Below are 19,704 nucleotides of genomic sequence, written 5' to 3'. Positions count from 1 at the left end.
ACCTGTCGCTGCGAGCTTGCCTACGGATGGAAGGCGCTCTGCGTGTTGGCCCCTCCAGGTTGAATGCACCGCTCTGAAAAGAGGAACAATGCCATGACCGATGCTATCTCGGCGCAAAACCTGGGACAGACGGTTCTAGGCGGTACTGAACACATGGCTCGGCAGATCTGCGTGGCGGGTGTGTCAGGGCTTGCAGGCGCCCATATTGCGCGCGCTGCCCTTGCGTTGGGATGGCATGTCACCGGCACATTGCGAGACGCGACAGACAGTGCAAAGACTCTTCCTCTCATGGCCTTGCCCGGCGCCCGCGACAGGCTCCGCCTGGTATCCGCAGACACCGCCCAGCCCGAGAGCTTCACCGACGCGTTGACGGATAGCGATGCCTTGGTCATTGCCTGCCTGCCATCCATTCGGAGCGGCCCGGACGGGACCCCTGCAAACGATCTGGATCCGTGTGCCGGGATGGCGCATTGCGTAACCCCTGCAAAAACAGCCTGCCGAAACCTAATCACAGCGGCGGATCGCAACGAAGTTCGCGATATCGTGCTCCTGTCGAGCACCGCCTCAGCAGACCCAAACCCGCCCCCTGCGATCAAGGACGAACTACAGCACCATTCTGACCTTGAGCACCAGATTGAACATGGGAAATTCATCGCGGCTCAGAAAACCGCAATGGAGATTGCCGCGACACGTCTGGCACAGGACCGTGACTTGCGTCTGGTTATTTTGCTCTCGGGTATGATCCTTGGCCCCGGGCTACTGCCTTGCCATGATCAGGGTCATGTGTTGGACCATCTTCGTGACATGGCAGTCAAGGGGCGTCCCTGGCATCGCAATATGCCCAATGGGTCAATGTCACTGATCCATCCGGCGGATCTAGCCAAGCTATGTCTGGCGGCTCTGCAAAAACCTGAAGCGGAAGGTCGCTACTTTGCCGTCGCAAAAAGCTGGCAGTGGTCTGATATTTATAATGAATTATCCAAATTCACACCCAAAGGCGCCTTGCCCACCGCTGTCCCCGAGGGGACAATCCCCGCAGCGGCCACAGCGTTTGATTTCACCAGACGGGACAGCCTTGCACCGCCCCGCAACGGGTTACCGGAGATGGTTGCCGACTTTTATCAGTGGCTGGATGATCGCGCCGAACCAAAGCTGGACCGTCTGCAAATCAGCGCTGAACCGGTAGGCGCAGTGGTCAAGTAATCGGCTTATCTGGACAGGTCAGCCTGCAGTGCAGCACTTGGGAAGCAGGTCGCCCGCCGTCCGGTTGCCTCCTGCCAGCGGCCGATCGAACGCCGCGTTTTGAACCCCGCGAGCCCATCTGCGCCGCCAACATCGTGGCCGCGCCGTTCCAGACCGCGCTGCATGGTCGCCACATCAGACCGCAGCATGCTGTCCACCCGACCCCAGGCACCCCGGAAATCCTGCACGCCAAACTGGATGCGATCCCCAACATGCCCGACAAACAACGCATAAAGATCGCTCTTGTTGTACTCTTTCAGCACATAGAAATTCGGTGTCACAAGAAATGCCGGCCCGTTGCGACCCGCAGGCATCATCAGATAGGCCACCCCATCGCGTTCATGCACGGGAAAGGGTCGGCCTGAAGCGCGGCGAATGCCTAGCTTCTCCCACACGCGAATACTCTGTCCTTGATCAGGGCCTTCCAGAGAACAGGATACCGACGCGGGCACAGAAACCTCAAACCCCCAGTCGCGAGTCTTGTCCCAGCCGTGACGCGCCAAATACCCCCCGATTGAGGCGATTGTATCCGCTTCTGAGCGCCAAATATCGGCGCGCCCATCGCCATCGCCATCTTCGGCAAACTTGAGGAAACTGGACGGCATGAACTGTGGCTGCCCAAGCGCGCCCGCCCAACTGCTCCGCATTGCCTGTTCAGGTGCATGTCCGGCCTGAGCGATCTGCAATGCGGCAATCAATTCCTGGCGAAAATAGTCTGCGCGGCGGCTCATAAACCCCTTAGTGCCCAAAACTTCAAAGACATTGTGGGGGATCTTTGCCTGACCATAGCCGCTTTCGCGGCCCCAGATCGCCAGAATGATCCGCCCCGGCACGCCAGTCCTGCGTTCGGTTTGCTGCAGGGCGGTCGCGTGCCGCTTCGCCATTCGGCGCCCCATGGAGGTTGCGCCATCAACAGAACCGCGGTTGAAATATCGTCCTGGAGCGCCAAATTCCGCCTGGCGTTGGCGGCGGGGCGAAGTCACTTTGCTGCCGGGCGGCACCAGGTCCGGCAAATCCCAGTTCAAACTCACTCTGGAAAAGGCCGCATCAAATGTCAGGCGCTGGACCCCGGCCGCCCGCGCCTCGGGCCAAATATCCTGTGCCAACCACTGCTGAAACTGCCTCTCAACCTGTGCACGATCCACCGCCCGCGCAGGACCATATGGCAACGCAGATAGGATCAGCAGCAGCGATAGCAAACGAAACAACATCTCAGACACTCCATCCGGTTGATAATTGGGAGGCGGCCCGCATCATATCGGCGGCGCGGCAACTCGGCACCGTCCTGCTCACCTGATTTCATCCGGCGGAGACCGGAATTTCAAGGCTGACTTTCTTGCGCCCCATCACCACGGAAGTTCGGAAACGTCGCACGTTTGAGTCCTCGAAAAACAACCGCTTGGTCAACTCTTCAAAGGCCTCCATGTCCGATGCGGTGCAGATAAGACAGAAATCCGCCTCGCCCGTCAGATAGTAACACTGCTGGACCATCGGTTCGGATCCTGCGCGGCGAGTGAAGGCGTCAATCTGGTCCAACCGCTCCCGTTCCAGTTCCACCATTACCACAAATGTCATTGGCATACCCACCTTGGCCGGGTCGACCAATGCTATTTCATCCGTGATCACCCTGCGCTGGCGCAGCGATTTCAGGCGCCGCTGGACGGAGGCCGCAGACAGCCCTGCCTGAGCCGCCATCGCCTCAAGCCCAAGCCGCGTGTTGCGTTGCAGGAGGGTCAGAAGCGTCACATCCGCCTTATCGAGTCTTTCGCCCACAGAACCTCACCAATATGCAATATTTTTTCGTATATGGTCTGACATTGATCAGAACATAGCAATACTCTTGTCTAAACTGTCGGAATGAACAAGATCAATGTCACGCTCGACCCCGCCAAACCACAGCAGATGCTGCAGGCCTGCCCGGCATATCGCCCCTCACCGCTGGCCCTGCATGAGGTGGCCGGCAAGCAGGTCTGGATCAAGGATGAAACCGATCGGATGGGTCTTGGCGCCTTCAAAGCGATGGGGGGTGTCTACGCCGTCGCCGAATTGCTGATGCGTGAAACCGGGCTGACCGAAAACGACCTGGCCAGCGACGCCGGGCGGGAGGCGGCGTCACATGTGACCTTCGTCTGTGCGAGTGCAGGGAACCATGGCATGGCCGTTGCCGCCGGAGCGCGGCTTTTTGGAGCGGCTTGCAGGATCCATCTCGCCGATACCGTCCCTGAGGACTTCGTCCAGCGGCTGCGCGCCAAAGGTTCCGAGGTCATCCGCTCCGGTGCCACCTATGAGGACAGCATCGCAGCAGCCATCAAAGACACAGAAGGAAGCGGTGCAGTTCACCTCGCCGATGGGTCCTGGCCCGGCTACACAGAGCCCCCCCGACTGGTGATGGAAGGCTACACGGTGATCGCGCAGGAAATGCGCGACAGTTTCGCAAGCTCGGGCCAATGGCCGACCCATGTTTATCTGCAGGCCGGTGTCGGCGGATTGGCTGGTGCGATGGCCTATATTATCCGTGCCAACTGGGCGGTTCAGCCCGAAATCATCGTGGTTGAACCCGACGCGGCGCCTTGCCTTCAGCATAGTGCACACGCAGGTAAAATGGTGACGGTAGAAGGACCAGTCTCCAATATGGGGCGTCTGGATTGCAAGACACCCTCACTGCTCGCCTACGAAATATTATCCAAGGCAGCCGACCGATACGTGACCATCTCTGATACAGCGGCGCTCAGAGGGGTCGAGGTCTCCGCCACGCTCGGGATTGCTAGCACCCCATCCGGCGCCGCCGGGTTGACGGCTCTGGTTCAGGATCTGGAAGCGGGCACATCTCCTGACATGCGGCCACTTGTGATCCTCTCAGAAGGGGGCGTTGACGATGCCTGAGCTAGATCTCGTCACCTTTCGGCGTGATTTACACGCGCATCCGGAAACAGGTTTTGACCTCGCGCGTACCTCAGATGCCATTGCTAAAGAGCTGGAACAGGCTGGGCTGACTGTGACCCGCGGAATTGGTGGCACGGGTCTCGTGGCCACCTTGACCCGGGGCCAGTCTGCCGCCGGCGTCGCGTTGCGCGCCGATATGGACGCGCTGCCGATTGAGGAAGCCACCAACCTACCCTACCGCTCCCGCCATCCCGGCCGGTTTCATGGCTGCGGTCACGACGGGCACAGCACCATGCTTCTGGGTGCTGCCCTCCGTCTGGCGCAGGATCCAGATTTCAATCAAACCGTCCATTTCCTCTTTCAACCGGATGAGGAAAACGGCACGGGCGCTGCGGCGATGATTGCGGATGGTCTGTTTGATCGCTTTGATATCACCCGGATCTATGGCCTTCACAACATGCCGGGGATGCCGCTTGGTCACTTCGCGACTGAGACCGGTGCTTTCTGTGCCTTTGAGGATAATTTCGAGATCCGGATCACTGGGCGGGGCGGCCACGCGTCCATGCCAGAGAAAGCAATCGACCCAATCGTAACAGGCGCTGCAATCGTCACCCAACTACAGACAATCACATCGCGCTCGGTGTCAGCACAGGATCATTGCGTTGTTTCAATCACGGATTTCGAAACCGATGGTGCTCGCAATATTCTGGCTAGCAACGTATTGATTTCCGGAGACTGTCGGGGATTTGACGCCCATGTCTCCCACACGATCGAGCAGCGTATGCGCGACATCGCCGATGGCATCTGTGCCGCACAAGGTGCCCGCTGCGAGGTGTCCTATTCAACATCATTCCAGCCATTGGTGAATGACGCGGGTGCAACCACATTGGCCGTTGCAGCAGCAGGATCCGCTGGCAACATTGATGCGCATTACGGGCGTGTGGGGTTTTCAGAGGACTTTGCGGCCTTCCTACAGCACCGCCCGGGCGCATTTGTCTTGATGGGCAATGGCACTGACGGTGCCCATGCCATGCCGCTGCACAATCCAGGGTATGATTTCAATGACGATGCCATCGACCACGGCATTGCGTACTGGTGCGCCTTGGCCCGATCAGGCTGATCTATCGGCCTGTTCGTCGGCGAGTGGCAGGGTGAACTGCACCCGCATACCATCGGAGCCATCCACCTCGGTTGTGCCGGCATATTTGCCGACCATGCTGCGGATCATACGCCAGCCAAGAGAACCGGAGCGCTCAGGTCTGGCATCGCCCTCGGACAGGCCGCGCCCGTCATCTGCGATCACCAGCCGCAACGCGTCATCCTGTTCGGTCAGCTCAACCAGAATACTTCCTTGCTCACGCCCGACAAAGGCATGCTTATACGCATTGGTCAGCAGCTCACCTGTCAGAAGACCCAGATCAATCGCCATCGAACTTGGGATCGTCATGTCATCGCCGCGCACCGATACCGCCACTTGGAGGTTTTCGGAGTTGAACGCCCCCTCGGCACTTGCCGCAACCTCCTGCAAAAAGGGCAGCGCCTGCAAATGGTCAACCCGGGCAGAACGCTGCAATTGTTCATGCACGCGGATCACCGATTGAACCCGCGCCTCCAGATCCGACAGCACCGAGACGGTTTCCGGTGCCTCGGCCCCTCTGCGACTCATCCTGATCAGCGCACCGATCAGCGCGAGATTGTTACCGGTTCTATGATGGACCTCCTTCATCAGGAGATCCCGTTCCGTCAACGCCTCAAGCAACACCCGGTTCTGTTCCGCAAGTTCCGCAACAGGATCAGCGTCGCGGATCTTACTGATAGCATCAGTCGCAGCTTGCGTAGAGGTGACCATCTCGTCGCTTTTCACCGGGCTCAGGAACAGAAGTTCAATCTCCGTGCCCTCTGGCCCGCTGCGTATCGCGTGATGATCAGAAAGGCGTGACAGCCCGCGCAACCCCAGTCCCAGCCCCGAACCAGGCGCCACTCCGCCCCCTCGGCCCCGCAGAATGTCGTCGAGCCCGTCAATACCTGGTCCCTGATCCGTGATCATGGCCCGCATGGCCACCTTGTCGCCGTGTTCCTGCAAACTCAGCCGAACCCGTCCAACACTGGCATGTTGTTGGGCATTTCGAGCCGCCTCAAGCAGTGCCGTCACCGCCCGCGTCTGCGCAAATGTCCCGAACTGCAAGGCCTTGGTGATCGCCATCGCGATAAAGCGCAGCCTCAGAACATCCTGTTCCGTATCGATTTTCAAAGTGATCAGGGCGGTCGGCACGGGTTTAGATCTCTTTAGCGATTTTAATAACTGCAAGACTGGCGTCGTCACGACCTCTGAAGTTTTCGGCCATGAGCTTTCCAGCAATCAATAACGCAGAACGCATCAGCAGAGCAGGTTTTTCGTGGAGGTTCCGTAAAGTCAGCAGACCATCACTATGCAGAATAACGGTATCACCGGGCTGCAGATTGACCTCGTCCGAAAACGGAGAAAGTGCGGCTCCTCCAAGATGGCCATCGCGGGTCGCAAATCTCTTTGTCTCACCCAGCCGCGCGCGGATCGTCGCAATATTGCCAACGGAGGCATAGGACAGGCGTCGCCCGTCCGCAGCCACCGCGACACAGGCCGCAACAGCACCACGGGTATCAGCGATATCAACCGATATATCCGCCAAGGCCGCAGCAGGAGTGCGACCCGGCTTTTGCCCAAAGGCCTGCAGAACCCGTTCAGCGGCATCCGCCGCCCGATGACCATGCCCCAACCCATCACAAAGGATCAGGTCCAATCTGCCATCAGGGGCAGCGTTTGGAGTCACACATGTCATATCCCAAGCGTCGCCGCAGCGGATTTCTCCAGGGTGAGTCACCACAAGACCCGCGACATCCATTGCGGCTGGCCGGTATGGGCGCTGCTGGAATTCACACGCCACAACCGTGCCTTCATCACGGTTCGAATAGATATCGAAGCGATCCGACAACCGTTGCATCGCACCCAGGCCCAGCCCCGCTGAGCCTTCGCTACTGCTCCCGTCCCTCATCATTTTGTCGAGCGCGTCGATCCCGGGCCCCTGATCCACGACGATCACCGCCAAACGCGGACCGCCGATGCCCGGCATTCGCTGTAACAGGCAGCGGCCCCGTTTGGCATATCGCAAGACATTGGTGGCCGCCTCGCTGACAACGATGGCAATCTCTTCGGTCCGGGCCTGTGAAAACCCAGCCACCTGCGCCAGCTGGCGCGCGTTGCGGCGACAGACCGAAACGTCACTGGGGTCTGAAAGAGGCAACCAATGGGTCATATCCGGGCCATCATTATCACGCGTGTTCCTTTGCCTTCTTCGGTCTCGACATCCAGCGCATCGCTCAGCCGTTTCGCACCGCCCAGGCCGCGCCCCATGCTGCCCGCAGTGCTGAAACCATCGCTGAACGCAGCGTCCAGATCCGCAATTCCGGGCCCGTTGTCGACACAGACCACGCTGATCGCGGACGGTTCATTGTGGATATAGATACGCGCTTCGCCTCCGCCACCATGCATCACCACATTTCTTGCAATTTCACTGACCGCAGTGACAAACCGGGTTTTTTGCACGGTACGCGCACCCCGCTGATCCATTTCACGACCCGCAATCCTGCGCACCTGAATAACATCGCGATCCCTGATCAGTGCGTAAACACCGATCAGAACACCATCCGTGGGTATCATCCCTGACGTTCACCGCGCAGATCGCGCAACGCATGCGTCAGGCTGAGCGCCGTTTTGCTCTCGGGCAAATCCATACCCAATTCCACCAGTGTCATTGCCACCGCAGGACGCATGCCAACCACATAAGTCTGGGCATCTAACAGTTTTGACACGCTCGCCAGCTGCGCCAGAATCCGGCCCACGAATGTATCGACAATCTCCAATGCGCTGATGTCCATAACCACCGCCCGGGCCGCTTCGTCCACCACACGTTCGGAGAGGGCCTCCTGCAAATCCAGAATATCGGTATCGGAAATATCTTCCTGGATCGCCACCAACAGAACGCCTTCGACAAAGTAAATGGCCGATGCGCTGGACATGTCAGTGATCCTTCTTCTTGGTGATTTCGTATCCGACACGGTTCAGCGCATCCGCCAGACCACTGCGGATGGTGGACCGGGTTGTTACCTCGCCGACGTCCACACCCAATTGCACCATTGTTTGCGCGATGGTCGGGCTGATACCGCTGATAATGCACTCCGCACCCATCAGACGTACAGCTGCAGCCATCCGCAGCATATGCTGGGCCACCTGGGTGTCCACGGTCTGCACACCGGTCAGATCTACGATCACCACCTCTGCCTGACGGCGCAGAATGGTTTCCAGCAGGTTTTCCATCACCTCCTGCGCGCGTGCTGAGTCCATGGTACCGATCAGAGGCAGGGTCAGTACTTTGTCCCACAGTTCGACAACCGGTGTCGACAGTTCCTGCATCTGGTCACGCTGCTGTTCGATAATGCGATCCCGTTCGGCGATAAATACCTCTGCACAATAAACTGCAAATGCATCGATCACCCGACTGAAGAACCAGATTTCCTCTACAAGGTTGGTCGGGTATTTTGCCAGTTTGTCTTTCAGGCGATAGAATACCGGCGCCTTCAGTGCCAACACGAAAGAAGCCATGTCACTGGGGCTAACGCCACGTGAACTGCGCTCTTTGGTTACGTCGACCAACACGCTGCGCAAATCCACCCAAGCGTCACTGGACAAATCAAAACGATCGCCTGTCGCACCCTTTTCGATCCCAGAAATGAGCGCGCGCAACAAGCCACTAGTCTGCTCCCGCCCTTCTTTGTGACTGAAAAGGTCAATCCGCTGCACGCCTTCGTCGCTTTGGGTCGAAATCCAGGACGCAACAATCTCTTCAAAATCACTTTGCAAAATCGTGAGCACAGTTTCAGTGGCGGTTTCTGACATCTCGACCTCATTTGGGCTGGAAATCCGGCGTCAGGCGCGCCGGAGTGCTCTATGGAATGATCGATTTGATAGCGCTCTGCGGCCCCAGCTGTAAACAGAGAGTTTTGAAATCTCACACTGCGCAGTAGAAATTCTCCTTTTTTCTTGCAAGGATAGGCTACAATAGCCGTATCGCGACACTCGCCGTGCACTTCAGCAGCTCCCTTGGAAAGGTCCACGATGTCCGCATCCCAGACAGCCGCCATGATCGCCTATGACAGTTTTCTTCTACGCTGCTGTCTCGCCGTTGCTTTGGGCCTGTTGATCGGTCTCGACCGCGAAATCAAAAAGAAGCCATTGGGCGCACGCGCCTATATGCTGATCTGCCTTGGCTGTTGCGCGCTGACGATGCTGACTCTTAATCTTGCGGCTGCCGGGCAGGAGGGAACCGCTGCGGTTGATCCATCCAGGACGATACAAGGCATCGTGGGCGGCATCGGATTTCTCGGTGCCGGCGCGATCATGTCGACCACCGAGACGGGCAAACTCCGCGGGGTCGGTAGCGGTGCAGCCATCTGGGTTGTCGGTGTAGTTGGCATTGCTATCGGCTTCGGTTTCATAGCCGAGGCCGCCTCGGTCGCCCTGCTGGCATTTCTAATCCTCACCATCGTTGATTGGGCACAGCAACATAGACCCGATCTCGACAACGGCGGGGATACGTCCGACGGGGAGGATTAGCCCGCAGACCCAGCCCATGATTAAGTTCAACGCAAATAGAGCGGCAATTCATCAGCACTGAGATAGCAGCGATTGCATCTGCCCCTATGCATCATATCTTGGAACAAGCAATAAGGAGCATCGCGCATGACCACCGAACCCAGCGGTCAGCACTCAGATCGTGCAACCGGATCCGCCTCCGGGTTGAGCCGGAGCGAAGCTCGCGCCGCGCAAAACGCCCGCGATCTGGAGGACCACCTCAGCTGGCTTGATAGCATCACAGGTACTGCGCTTGGCGTCTTGGCCGTGGCCTCGGGGATCTACACCTATCTTGGCGTCTCGTCTTTGTTGGATGACACCGGCGCATTCTCGGTGATTGCTGCCTTGGCCTATTCGGTGGCCGTATCCGTAGGGATTTTTGTATTCTGGTCTTATATGATGCGCTTGGTGCCGACCGTGCGGACAGCCGCGGCGCGTATCGGTCTTGTGCTATCGATGGCACTAGGATCGGTTGCAATCATCGCAATGTCATCCTGGCTGAATGCCGCTGCCTTGGCGGGAGCCGCCGCTGTTGAGCAACATCTGGCCGTGACCGTGCAAGACTACCAAACGGCATTGGAACGCGCGGATGAAATCACCCAAAGCGGTCAGAGCCTGGCTCGGGACGTAGCAAGGGTGCGCCAGACCTTTGTTGATCTCTCCGAACAGGAGGCAACCGGTCAACTATCCGGTTTCGCCGGTCAGGGCGCGGTTTTCCGATTGCTGCGCCAGAAATCGGATGAGTTGGCGGCGCTGGAAACGCAGATCACCAGCCAGCAACCCTTGGTGGAGGCAGCCTTCGATGAGGGCAACGCCATCCTGTCACGCATGCGGGCGCTCACAGTCGAACAAGGTCCGGTCGCCCAGCGGTCGGTCCTCTTTTCAGAAGAGGCTGTGCGCCTTGCCAATGTAATCACACAGCTGCGCCAACTGTCGGTCGCCCCACTGGTCCAAAGGGCCGCGCGTGACCTTTCCGACAGTGTTGTCACGCCAGAGCTGGACGGTTCGGATGCGGCCACCCGACAGGGACAGCAGGCCACTATCGACAGTGTGAGGCGTGTTCTGGCGCAACGGGCAGATGGGCTTGGCGCGGCGGCCAGCGCGGTTCTGAGCATGACCCCGCCACATGATACAACCTACACTCCTGTCTCTGCCGCGGATGCTGTTATTCTTTATGCTGGCAATTTCGTTCCTTCTTGGGCAGGCGCGATTGCGATTGACCTCCTGCCGGCGGTGCTGGTGTTGATTGTCGCCATTACACAAGCGGCGATCCGTGCCGGCCGCGAAGGGGCTGCCACCGAGGACACAATGACGCTGGCGGAGTTGCGCGCCGCCGTAGCCGCCATCCGGGATATTGACACGTCTCTGGAACGCGCGGGCCCCTTCGCCGCAACCCCACCCGCACCCGGCAGTCAGCCTCCGGATATCGCCAGTCTGGACGATAAACGCCGTGCCGACTGATCGCGAAGAACCTCAGCCGATAGCCCTCGCGCGCCATCGCAAAAGGCCAGATACCTGGCGTGTATTACGATGGGTTTTTGCGGCACAGCTCGGATTTGCGGCTGTCTTGCTCGGAACTGATCTTGCAAAGCTAATCCCTCGGCTGGCTTGGCCCTCAACCGCACCGGAGCTGACAGCACCGATTGGTCCCGGCGATCAGACCAGGCGATACTCTCCCACGCAGCTGCCAGATCGCCCGCCTGCCCCCGGCAGCCGACCATTGCCAAGCACTGAGAATATGCCCAACAGGCTGACCTTCGCCACAGCTCAGTGGCAGGGTGAAACCGTACTGACCCTGACCGGCCGGATCGCTGAAGGCGACGCGACGCGCTTTAACGACTATCTGGAGTCGCTGGAGATCCTGCCATCACAGGTCTATCTCAATAGCCCGGGCGGCTCCGTCTCTGACGCTTTGACCATTGGTCGCGCCCTGCGCGCACAGAGTATGAACACTGTGATGAGTGCCAGTGACATCTGCCTGTCCGCGTGCCCCTATATTTTGGCCGCCGGGGTCACTAGAATTGCGGATCCAGACGCCATGATCGGCGTACATCAGCATTATTTCGGACAGAATACCGTGCTGCCCGCCTTTGTCGCCGTAGAGCAGATTCAGCGCGGTCAGGGTGAGGTTATGAGCTATCTTCAGGAGATGGGTGTCGATCCGCTGATAATGCAGCCAGCGCTGATGACGCCATCCGATGAAATCTACCTGCTAACCCCTGTTGAGCAGAGCACCTATCGCCTCATCACCAACGGCGAACCGGCATAGGCGAACCAACGCCGGTCCATCATGTAACGTGAATAATCGCCAGCCAAAGCCTTGCAGCACCACAGTGATCCGATAGGATTGTCGTGACAAAACAAACGGCAGGCAGGCAGATGAGCATTTCACGACGCAGCTTCGGATTCGGACTGATGGCGCTTGGCCTCGGGGCCTGCAGCGGAGGGGTAACCAGCACATCGGCGCCGCGCACTGTCGGCGGGCTACCGGCCGATCTGCGCCCGGTGCCCAACGCGGCCTATGACGCTTGGGTTGCCGGGTTTCGCCAACGCGCAAGCACCGCCGGGATCAGCAACAGCACGCTGAATACTGCCTTTCGTGGCGCAGGATACCTGCCAGGCGTGATCAAGCGCGACCGGAACCAGACGGAGTTCAAACGCAGCCTTGAGGACTATCTCTCTATCGCCGCCTCCGACGAACGTGTCAGCAAGGGGCGCGCGGCCTATGCCCGCCATCGCAACACACTCAACGCCCTTGAACAGACCTATGGTGTTGATGCCGAAATCATCACTGCAATCTGGGGTCTTGAGAGTTTCTTCGGCGAACGCCGCGGTGACGTGCCGGTCATCTCAGCCACATCGACCCTCGCTTTTGATGGCCGCCGCGGCGCCTTCTTTGAAAAACAACTTATCGCAGCCCTCAGAATTCTGCAAAATGGCGACATTTCCGCCGCACGCATGACGGGCAGCTGGGCTGGCGCGATGGGGCATACGCAGTTCATCCCTACATCCTATCAAGCCTTTGCCGTTGATTTTACCGGCGATGGCCGTCGCGACATCTGGTCCGAAGACCCCAGTGACGCGCTGGCCTCAACCGCCGCCTATCTGGCCCGCAACGGCTGGACCCGCGGGCTGCGCTGGGGTCAAGAGGTGAGCGGAACAGCAGCAGGCAGCGGAACACTCATCCAACCCCAGGCAGGTGGTCCGAAGTTTGCCGTCACGAGCAATTTCCGCGCTATCAAACGCTATAATAACTCCGACGCCTATGCGATCGGTGTCGGTCATCTCGCGGATCGTATCGGTGGCGCAGGCCCGCTGCGCAGCAGCTTTCCGCCAGACGCAAACGGGCTGACCAAGGATGATCGTATCCTGCTGCAGAAACGGTTGACGGCGAAAGGCTTTGACACTGGCGGTGCTGATGGCGTTATCGGACCAAACAGCGAGAACGCCATCCGTGCCTATCAGCAAAGCCGTGGCCTGCCTGCCACCGGGGTTCCGTCACAGGCCCTGCTCGGCGAGTTGGGCTAGGTATCCGGAGAGCGAGACGGACGGCGATTTAATTATGCGCCTCTGAACGACCATATTAGCGGTGCAGTAGATATGCACCGCTAAAGCCAATCGTGGTCAGAAGAGGAAATCACCCGCATCGAGATCATTCACATCAACACCAAGCAAGGTGATTGTGTTCCCCTGACCATCCGCAATCATTGCGTTGCTGCCGTCTTGTGTCAGGTGATTGTCCTGCAAGTCACTGAGGTCAGAAATTTCTGATACGCCCCGCAAGTCGATTTTCTCCGCATCACTGCGCGACGCGAACCCACGAATGGTGTCGTCGCCAAAATTACCCCGGAAAATGAAATAATCCGCCTGCGCGCCACCAACCAAACTGTCGTTGCCATTTCCGCCAAACAACCTGTCGATCCCTGCTCCGCCCAGGATTGTGTCATGGCCCGAACCGCCAACCAGTCGATCGTTGCCTGCTCCACCGTCCAAGCGGTCCGCGCCACCTTCTCCATAGATAGTGTCACGACCTTGAGCACCAATCAGAACATCTGCCTGGCGTCCGCCCTTCATCAGGTCAGATCCCCATCCCCCACGCAGGACATCCTCACCACTACCGCCGAAAAGGACATCCTGACCCGAACCGCCGTTAATGGTGTCATTTCCAGATCCTCCGCGCACTGTATCATCGCCGAGGTCCCCCTGCCCGGCGGCGAAAGCGTCGTTACCGGTCGCCAGACGAACGTCATCGCTGCCGACGGTACCCGTCAATACGTCATCTCCGTCGGTACCCACCGGAGTGTCTTCGCCTGCGATACTCAGGGCATCGACGACCAGCGTTCCAGTTGAAATCCCGGCAAACTCGGCCCGGAGCAAATCAAACCCTTCGGTTATGTCAGAGGGTTCGATCATCGAAAGTGAATCTAGAATAGTTTGTTTTTCAGCCGCCGTGAGCTGTGCTGAAATGAATGGCGTGTCCAGTAGATCGGCGACCTGATCAACAAGGTCTTGCCAGTTGATCGACAAAATCGCCTGCTCGGCAGCGTTGATGATGGTGAGGAATTCCCCAACGGTCAGCTGTGTTACATTGCTTGCATTGAAAGCTGCGAGCAAATCGGTGTTACCACTATAGGATACCACGCCCCCGATGTATTCGAGCCACTCTTCCAATTCCAAAATATCGTTCAATACTGCATTCGGCATTTTTACCAATCACTCCACTATCGCCAACAAAGCGCGACCCAAACCAGAAACTTCACCGTAAACTCACCATGAGTAAACGATACTTCACACGATAAGATGTCGATAAAATTCCAGTCAAGGTTCGATTGTCAGTGGCGACCACCCACACTCACTTGCACTAGCGAGCCCCCATTTTACCGTCACTAAGCGTTTTCAAAAGTTGTCAGCGAGCAGTACCCCGTCCGGGCAAATCGGGATCGCCCTACCTATTTGGGTTGAACCCGAAGGTATATATCTCATATAGTGAACATACGTTCATTCATTTGGAATAGATATGGCTCTCACACCCGCAACCCGCCTGCAAGGCTTGGACCTTGCACGCTATTTCGCATTTGTCGGAATGGTCATTGTGAATTTCAAGATCGCCATGGGTGCTGAGGGTGGCACAGGTATTGTGGCGGTTTTAAGCACTGCCCTTGAGGGGCGTGCGGCTGCATGTTTTGTTGTTCTGGCCGGGATCGGGCTTGGCCTTGCATCAAACCGGTCAACAGACGGTATCGCCGCAACGACGGTGCGGCGCGCTGCGTTCCTGATGAGCCTCGGAATGATCAACATGATGATCTTTGACGCTGATATCCTGCACTACTATGCCGTCTATTTCATATTCGCAGCACTACTGCTCAAGGCGTCAACGCGGCTGCTTGCATCTCTCACGGTGATGCTGATCCTTATGTTTCCAGTGATGGTATTGATCTTCAACTATGACAGCGGGTGGGATTGGAAGCTTTATACCTATGCGGACCTCTGGACGATCAGAGGATTTCTGCGCCACCTTCTGTTCAATGGATGGCACCCTGTTATACCTTGGCTTGCATTTCTGCTTGCCGGTATCCTGCTGTCTCGGATGCCATTGCAGAACCGAAGAGTTCAAATCGGTCTTATCCTTGTTGGCGCAGTGATTTATACGGTGACCGAAGCAACCAGCGCAATCGCGGTTCAAAGCCTAAAGCAGATTGATCCTGAACTGGCAGACTTGGCGACAACAATGCCAATCCCGCCAATGCCGTTCTATATGATCGCCGGGCTCTCCTCCGCCTGCATAGTGATCGGCGGATGCCTGTTGTTGACGCCGACGCTGCAACGGCTCGGCGTCGTGCAGGCATTGGCCCCCGCGGGCCGCCAGACCCTTACGCTTTATATTGCGCATATTCTCATCGGAATGGGTATTCTAGAAGAAATGAACATGTTGGAAGGTCAGACGCCTGAGACTGCCGTCTCGGCAGCCCTGATGTTCTGCATCTGCGCGACGGGATATGCGTGGATCTGGTCTCGTTTTGCCAGAAACGGCCCAATCGAAATGGTCATGCGCAAGTTAGCGGGCTAATGATCCGCCTGCCCTGAGTGGTTACCTAGTAAAACAATACCTCCGACCTGTGCAGAAACTTTGCTTTGAACGCCGTCACGTGTATCACTCTGCTTCTTTGCTGTCGTCAGCGACGCCGCCTCTCTCCGAGCGAATTTGTTGAGGAACCCACCAACCGTCTTTCCGTTCCACGAAGCCCGCAGACCATTATCCAGTCGAGATGAACGTGACTTGCCCGCAATCGATCTCTGCCGCGGTCAGACAGCCGGTGGCAAATGCGCCGGTATCCAATGCGATCCGCCCCTCGGCGACTGTCGGTTCTTCCACGATCCAGTGGCCGTGCACGACCCAGATACCATCCTCACGGCGTAGCCGGCGTGTATCAGGGCGGCCCCACACCAGCGCCTGCCGAAATTGAGCCGTCAACGGCGCCTCGGGATCGGCACCGGCATGGGCCATGAAGACATTGCCAGATTGGCAGCAGGTCGGCAGGGTCTCCAGCCAGGCAATCATCTCGGCACCCATCACCGCGCGTAGCGTTTGTGCAGCGCTTTCGAGGTCGGCTGCAGAGGATTGTTCCGAAACCCCACCCACACCAAAGCTCGCCAGTGTCTGCAATCCGCCATTGCGCAGCCAGATCTCCGCGTTCGGGATCGGGTCCGCGAGAAAATCAAGCAACATCACCTCATGATTGCCGATTAGGGCGGTAATATCAGGCCGTGCCATCAGCCGTCGCAAAACCTTCGCGCTCTGCTCTCCCCTGTCGATATAGTCGCCAAGACAAACCACCGGCAGCTCAGGATCTAGTCGCGTCAGAAGTTTGGCCAGCAGGTCATCACAGCCATGGATATCTCCGATCACATAGAAGCGCAGCTCTGGGTTGAGAGCCACGAATTCTTGCGATTTTCCCTGAACTCCGGTAATTAACTTTTTGAACATAATCGCTGCTCCCTGGGGGCCTGACGCTGTTTCAACCGGCAAATCTGCGGGTTTAGTGTTAGGCGGGGTTGGGCGCAGTGTGAAGAAGCACCACCAAAAAAGGTGGGCACGACGAGGCTGGGTGGGAATGCGGGTACACGCAATTCTTCTGATTGGCTGTCTGAGCATGCTCAGCGGCCCGCTGGGTGCAGTCCGTGCACCAGCCCAAACTCTGTCGACCTATGGAACCCCGGGGTTGATCGATATGCCAACTGCGGAAGTTCTTCCGGACGGAACGCTGGCGCTGACCACCTCGAACTTCGAGAACACAAGCCGCAATACCCTGACGTTTCAAATGTTGCCGAATGTCTACGGCAGCTTTCGCTACAGTTTTCTGCGGGACTTTGATGCCCGGGTGGGCCTCAGCCGCTATGACCGCAGCTTTGATGTTCACTTTCAGCTGCGCCGGGAAACCGCTGCCGGGCCTGCCATTGCCCTTGGTCTGCGCGATTTCGGAGGCACCGGCGTCTATGCCAGTGAATATCTTGTCGCAACAAAACACGTGACGCCCGATGTCACCGTCACCGGCGGGATCGGATGGGGGAGGCTGGCTGGACGCGGCGGGCAGCGCAATCCGCTGACCGCACTGAACGGGCGATTTGACACCCGCGAAGATTCAAATGCCGGTGGCATATCGACCACAGGCCAGCTGGATTTCGGCAATTGGTTCCGGGGCGACGCTGCTCTCTTCGGTGGGCTGCGCTGGGATGTGACGCCGCGCTGGTCTGTGATGGCGGAATATTCCTCCGACACCTATTCCGCAGAGGCTCAGCGCGGGCTGAGCGATGTTCGCTCCCCTTTCAATATCGGGGCATCCTATCGGTTCGACAATGGTGTGACCCTGGGCGGGTCATATCTGAATGGCTCTGCATTTGCCGTGCAGCTGAGCTATGCGTTTGACCCGCGCCGCGCCGCAACACCCGGTGGTCAGGGTGCAGCAGCACCCGCGCTGAAACCAGCCGAACAGGTGGCAATGGCGAGTTGGAACCTCGCCCAGGGCGGGCCTGATGGACCACAACCTCCCCGCCTGAAAGATGTGCTGAAATCCCAGCTGGAGGCGGAGGGCCTTCGGTTGATCAGCTTTGAACGCGTAGGCTCCAGCGCGCGCATCACTGTGGAGAATTTGCGCTACGGCGCGGCGGCACAGGCGGTTGGGCGCACAACCCGCGTTATGGCCAATACTCTGCCGCCCCATTTGCAGCAATTTGAGGTGACGCTCGCTGAGAACGGGCTGCCCACAACCCGCATCAAAAGCCAGCGCAGCGACCTGTACGAGCTCGAGGGCGATCTGGATGAAGCCTGGCGCAGCCTCGCCCGGACTGAGATCGAAGACGCTCCGGAACCCATCACTGTTAATGACGATATTGCTGCCTTTCCCCGCTTCACCTATCGCTTTGGCCCCTATACGCAACTTTCCTTCTTCGATCCGGACGAACCGCTGCGCTATGAGATCGGCGCCGAGCTAAAAGCCAGCTACCAGCCTGCGCCCGGCTGGACCTTTGCCGGTCAGCTGCGTCAGCCAGTGGTTGGCAACCTTGATACCTCGGCGCGCCCCTCGAACTCCGTATTACCCCGAGTTCGTTCGGACTGGGCGCGCTATGCATCAGAATCCGACCTGCGCCTCAGCCATCTGACCGCTGACTATAGCTGGCGGCCCGGTCAGGATCTGTTTGCCCGCGTCACCGCAGGCTACCTTGAGCAGATGTTCGGCGGTATCTCAGCGGAGTTGCTCTGGTTTCCGGTTGGCAGCAGCCTCGCACTTGGAGCGGAGCTGAACTATGCCAGACAGCGCGATTTTGACGCTCAATTCGGGTTCCGGGACTACGACGTCATGACCGGCCATGCCTCCGTCTATTACAAAACCCGCGGCGATTATCATGTGCAGGTCGATATGGGCCGGTATCTTGCCGGCGACTGGGGCACCACGGTTACCGTTGATCGGGAGTTCAACAACGGCTTCAAGGTCGGCGCGTTTGCGACACTGACAGACGCATCTTATGAAGAATTTGGCGAAGGGTCCTTTGACAAGGGCATTCGTGTTGAGGTGCCGGTTGCCTGGCTCACCGGAAAACCCTCCCGACGTAGCATCACACAGGTCATCCGCCCGGTTCTGCGGGATGGCGGTGCCCGCCTGAACGTACAGACACGCCTCTATGACAAGGTAAGAGACAGCCGTGGGCGGGCGCTTGCGGCACAATGGGGGCGCTACGCCAGATGATGATCGCGCGACGTCTCCACCGGTTCACCAGTGCCATCGCAGCCCTCGCCTGCCTGAGCGTTGCGGCCTGCACGAATGATGAACGCGAGATCCTGACGACAGAGCAGCTGACAAGAGGTCTTTCTGAGCAGACCACCGCACGCGCCGCCATGCTGGCCAACGCCGGTGCCGAGCAGATACAGGTCCGCTTTCTCAAGACCGGAAGAGGCGGTGTCATGCTGCAGGAAACCCGCCGCGCCGGGCTGGTCACATGGCTGTCCTCCGACGGGGCGAGCCTGCAGACGGACAAGGGTCTGCTGCGCGCAACCCGTGGTTTCGGCGCAGGTTTGATGGCTGTTGACCTGGAGCAATCTCGTCGTCGTATTTTTGCACATGCAGAAGGGTCGGCAGAGCGATTTCACAGCTATCTGACCGGCAACGATGAGACTGAGACCCGGACTTATCACTGCGACATCAGGGATCGCGGCAATCGTACGCTGACCATTGCCGGCCAAGAAATCGCCACCCGCCTGATCGCCGAGAGCTGCATCAACCCGGACCAGAATTTCCTGAACCTCTATTGGTTGCGAGCAACTGACAACAGGCTCATCCAGAGCCGCCAGTGGACCGGACCTTATCTTGGTACAATAACAACACGGCTGCAGGTGACACCATGATCCGCACCCTCAACGC

General features: G+C 58.3%; 19 protein-coding genes. 10 read left to right on the top strand and 9 right to left on the bottom strand.

Going from position 1 to position 19,704, the window contains the following annotated elements; translation table 11 throughout:
• Positions 1 to 93: 93 nt before the first annotated feature.
• Entirely contained in the window at positions 94 to 1,203 is a 1,110-nt protein-coding gene (locus tag GAL_RS18605; protein WP_024099092.1) for an NAD-dependent epimerase/dehydratase family protein, read from the top strand.
• Between the two features lie 5 nt (positions 1,204 to 1,208).
• Here GAL_RS18605 and GAL_RS18600 read toward each other — a convergent pair whose 3' ends face one another.
• Together GAL_RS18600 and GAL_RS18595 are read right to left on the bottom strand one after the other, a co-directional pair.
• A complete protein-coding gene (locus tag GAL_RS18600; protein ID WP_024099091.1) occupies positions 1,209 to 2,453 on the bottom strand; it encodes a lytic murein transglycosylase in 1,245 nt (414 codons plus the stop codon).
• 88 nt (positions 2,454 to 2,541) lie between these two features.
• Positions 2,542 to 3,015 (bottom strand): Lrp/AsnC family transcriptional regulator, encoded by a 474-nt coding sequence (locus GAL_RS18595; protein ID WP_024099090.1) that lies wholly within the window; start codon positions 3,013 to 3,015, stop codon positions 2,542 to 2,544.
• An 84-nt stretch (positions 3,016 to 3,099) separates the two neighbouring features.
• Here GAL_RS18595 and GAL_RS18590 point away from each other — a divergent pair, with 84 nt between their 5' ends.
• Positions 3,100 to 4,125: a pyridoxal-phosphate dependent enzyme gene (locus GAL_RS18590; RefSeq protein ID WP_024099089.1), complete on the top strand. Its 1,026-nt coding sequence runs from the start codon at positions 3,100 to 3,102 to the stop codon at positions 4,123 to 4,125.
• Entirely contained in the window at positions 4,118 to 5,245 is a 1,128-nt protein-coding gene (locus GAL_RS18585; RefSeq protein ID WP_024099088.1) for an amidohydrolase, read from the top strand. The genes GAL_RS18590 and GAL_RS18585 overlap by 8 nt, the downstream gene beginning before the upstream one ends.
• Here the strand turns inward: GAL_RS18585 and GAL_RS18580 are convergent.
• From GAL_RS18580 to GAL_RS18560, 5 genes are read right to left on the bottom strand one after another with little or no spacing between them, the layout of a single operon-like run.
• Positions 5,237 to 6,397, bottom strand: a complete 1,161-nt coding sequence (locus tag GAL_RS18580) for a sensor histidine kinase (RefSeq protein ID WP_024099087.1) — start codon at positions 6,395 to 6,397, stop codon at positions 5,237 to 5,239. The genes GAL_RS18585 and GAL_RS18580 overlap by 9 nt on opposite strands.
• A gap of 4 nt (positions 6,398 to 6,401) precedes the next feature.
• On the bottom strand, positions 6,402 to 7,415 hold the full coding sequence (locus GAL_RS18575; protein WP_024099086.1) for an ATP-binding protein: 1,014 nt from the start codon (positions 7,413 to 7,415) through the stop codon (positions 6,402 to 6,404).
• Positions 7,412 to 7,819 (bottom strand): ATP-binding protein, encoded by a 408-nt coding sequence (locus GAL_RS18570; protein WP_024099085.1) that lies wholly within the window; start codon positions 7,817 to 7,819, stop codon positions 7,412 to 7,414. Before GAL_RS18570 ends, GAL_RS18575 begins: the two co-directional genes overlap by 4 nt.
• A complete protein-coding gene (locus GAL_RS18565) occupies positions 7,816 to 8,178 on the bottom strand; it encodes an STAS domain-containing protein (protein WP_024099084.1) in 363 nt (120 codons plus the stop codon). The genes GAL_RS18570 and GAL_RS18565 overlap by 4 nt, the downstream gene beginning before the upstream one ends.
• Position 8,179: 1 nt before the next feature.
• Positions 8,180 to 9,055 (bottom strand): STAS domain-containing protein, encoded by an 876-nt coding sequence (locus GAL_RS18560; RefSeq protein WP_024099083.1) that lies wholly within the window; start codon positions 9,053 to 9,055, stop codon positions 8,180 to 8,182.
• Between the two features lie 219 nt (positions 9,056 to 9,274).
• Here GAL_RS18560 and GAL_RS18555 point away from each other — a divergent pair, with 219 nt between their 5' ends.
• From GAL_RS18555 to GAL_RS18540, 4 genes are all read left to right on the top strand, one after another.
• Positions 9,275 to 9,772: an MgtC/SapB family protein gene (locus tag GAL_RS18555; RefSeq protein WP_024099082.1), complete on the top strand. Its 498-nt coding sequence runs from the start codon at positions 9,275 to 9,277 to the stop codon at positions 9,770 to 9,772.
• Positions 9,773 to 9,898: 126 nt separating this feature from the next.
• Positions 9,899 to 11,251: a hypothetical protein gene (locus GAL_RS18550; protein WP_024099081.1), complete on the top strand. Its 1,353-nt coding sequence runs from the start codon at positions 9,899 to 9,901 to the stop codon at positions 11,249 to 11,251.
• A gap of 277 nt (positions 11,252 to 11,528) precedes the next feature.
• Entirely contained in the window at positions 11,529 to 12,059 is a 531-nt protein-coding gene (locus GAL_RS22835) for a COG3904 family protein (protein ID WP_024099080.1), read from the top strand.
• A 110-nt stretch (positions 12,060 to 12,169) separates the two neighbouring features.
• Entirely contained in the window at positions 12,170 to 13,318 is a 1,149-nt protein-coding gene (locus GAL_RS18540) for a lytic murein transglycosylase (RefSeq protein WP_024099079.1), read from the top strand.
• Positions 13,319 to 13,414: 96 nt separating this feature from the next.
• Here GAL_RS18540 and GAL_RS18535 read toward each other — a convergent pair whose 3' ends face one another.
• Positions 13,415 to 14,494, bottom strand: coding sequence for a calcium-binding protein (locus tag GAL_RS18535; RefSeq protein WP_024099078.1), 1,080 nt, complete (start codon positions 14,492 to 14,494; stop codon positions 13,415 to 13,417).
• Between the two features lie 313 nt (positions 14,495 to 14,807).
• On the opposite strand from GAL_RS18535, the gene GAL_RS18530 reads away from it, so the two are divergent.
• A complete protein-coding gene (locus GAL_RS18530; protein WP_024099077.1) occupies positions 14,808 to 15,857 on the top strand; it encodes a DUF418 domain-containing protein in 1,050 nt (349 codons plus the stop codon).
• A gap of 186 nt (positions 15,858 to 16,043) precedes the next feature.
• Here the strand turns inward: GAL_RS18530 and GAL_RS18525 are convergent, their stop codons facing one another.
• The gene (locus GAL_RS18525) at positions 16,044 to 16,775 is read right to left on the bottom strand and encodes a metallophosphoesterase (RefSeq protein WP_024099076.1); all 732 of its coding nucleotides are present in this window, start codon (positions 16,773 to 16,775) and stop codon (positions 16,044 to 16,046) included.
• A 127-nt stretch (positions 16,776 to 16,902) separates the two neighbouring features.
• On the opposite strand from GAL_RS18525, the gene GAL_RS18520 reads away from it, so the two are divergent.
• Positions 16,903 to 19,032, top strand: coding sequence for a YjbH domain-containing protein (locus GAL_RS18520; RefSeq protein WP_024099075.1), 2,130 nt, complete (start codon positions 16,903 to 16,905; stop codon positions 19,030 to 19,032).
• Entirely contained in the window at positions 19,029 to 19,688 is a 660-nt protein-coding gene (locus tag GAL_RS18515) for a YjbF family lipoprotein (protein ID WP_024099074.1), read from the top strand. The genes GAL_RS18520 and GAL_RS18515 overlap by 4 nt, the downstream gene beginning before the upstream one ends.
• The last annotated feature ends 16 nt before the right edge of the window (positions 19,689 to 19,704 follow it).

The organism is Phaeobacter gallaeciensis DSM 26640 (assembly GCF_000511385.1).
Lineage (GTDB): Bacteria > Pseudomonadota > Alphaproteobacteria > Rhodobacterales > Rhodobacteraceae > Phaeobacter > Phaeobacter gallaeciensis.
This window is presented reverse-complemented; position numbering and strand designations above follow the sequence as displayed.

Excerpts from the sequence above, each read along its gene's own strand:
- GAL_RS18605 (WP_024099092.1), top strand. The coding sequence starts at position 94 with ATGACCGATGCTATCTCGGCGCAAAACCTGGGACAGACGGTTCTAGGC.
- GAL_RS18600 (WP_024099091.1), bottom strand. The coding sequence starts at position 2,453 with ATGTTGTTTCGTTTGCTATCGCTGCTGCTGATCCTATCTGCGTTGCCA.
- GAL_RS18590 (WP_024099089.1), top strand. The coding sequence starts at position 3,100 with ATGAACAAGATCAATGTCACGCTCGACCCCGCCAAACCACAGCAGATG.
- GAL_RS18585 (WP_024099088.1), top strand. The coding sequence starts at position 4,118 with ATGCCTGAGCTAGATCTCGTCACCTTTCGGCGTGATTTACACGCGCAT.
- GAL_RS18575 (WP_024099086.1), bottom strand. The coding sequence starts at position 7,415 with ATGACCCATTGGTTGCCTCTTTCAGACCCCAGTGACGTTTCGGTCTGT.
- GAL_RS18570 (WP_024099085.1), bottom strand. The coding sequence starts at position 7,819 with ATGATACCCACGGATGGTGTTCTGATCGGTGTTTACGCACTGATCAGG.
- GAL_RS18565 (WP_024099084.1), bottom strand. The coding sequence starts at position 8,178 with ATGTCCAGCGCATCGGCCATTTACTTTGTCGAAGGCGTTCTGTTGGTG.
- GAL_RS18560 (WP_024099083.1), bottom strand. The coding sequence starts at position 9,055 with ATGTCAGAAACCGCCACTGAAACTGTGCTCACGATTTTGCAAAGTGAT.
- GAL_RS18555 (WP_024099082.1), top strand. The coding sequence starts at position 9,275 with ATGTCCGCATCCCAGACAGCCGCCATGATCGCCTATGACAGTTTTCTT.
- GAL_RS18550 (WP_024099081.1), top strand. The coding sequence starts at position 9,899 with ATGACCACCGAACCCAGCGGTCAGCACTCAGATCGTGCAACCGGATCC.
- GAL_RS22835 (WP_024099080.1), top strand. The coding sequence starts at position 11,529 with ATGCCCAACAGGCTGACCTTCGCCACAGCTCAGTGGCAGGGTGAAACC.
- GAL_RS18540 (WP_024099079.1), top strand. The coding sequence starts at position 12,170 with ATGAGCATTTCACGACGCAGCTTCGGATTCGGACTGATGGCGCTTGGC.
- GAL_RS18535 (WP_024099078.1), bottom strand. The coding sequence starts at position 14,494 with ATGCCGAATGCAGTATTGAACGATATTTTGGAATTGGAAGAGTGGCTC.
- GAL_RS18530 (WP_024099077.1), top strand. The coding sequence starts at position 14,808 with ATGGCTCTCACACCCGCAACCCGCCTGCAAGGCTTGGACCTTGCACGC.
- GAL_RS18525 (WP_024099076.1), bottom strand. The coding sequence starts at position 16,775 with ATGTTCAAAAAGTTAATTACCGGAGTTCAGGGAAAATCGCAAGAATTC.
- GAL_RS18520 (WP_024099075.1), top strand. The coding sequence starts at position 16,903 with ATGCGGGTACACGCAATTCTTCTGATTGGCTGTCTGAGCATGCTCAGC.
- GAL_RS18515 (WP_024099074.1), top strand. The coding sequence starts at position 19,029 with ATGATGATCGCGCGACGTCTCCACCGGTTCACCAGTGCCATCGCAGCC.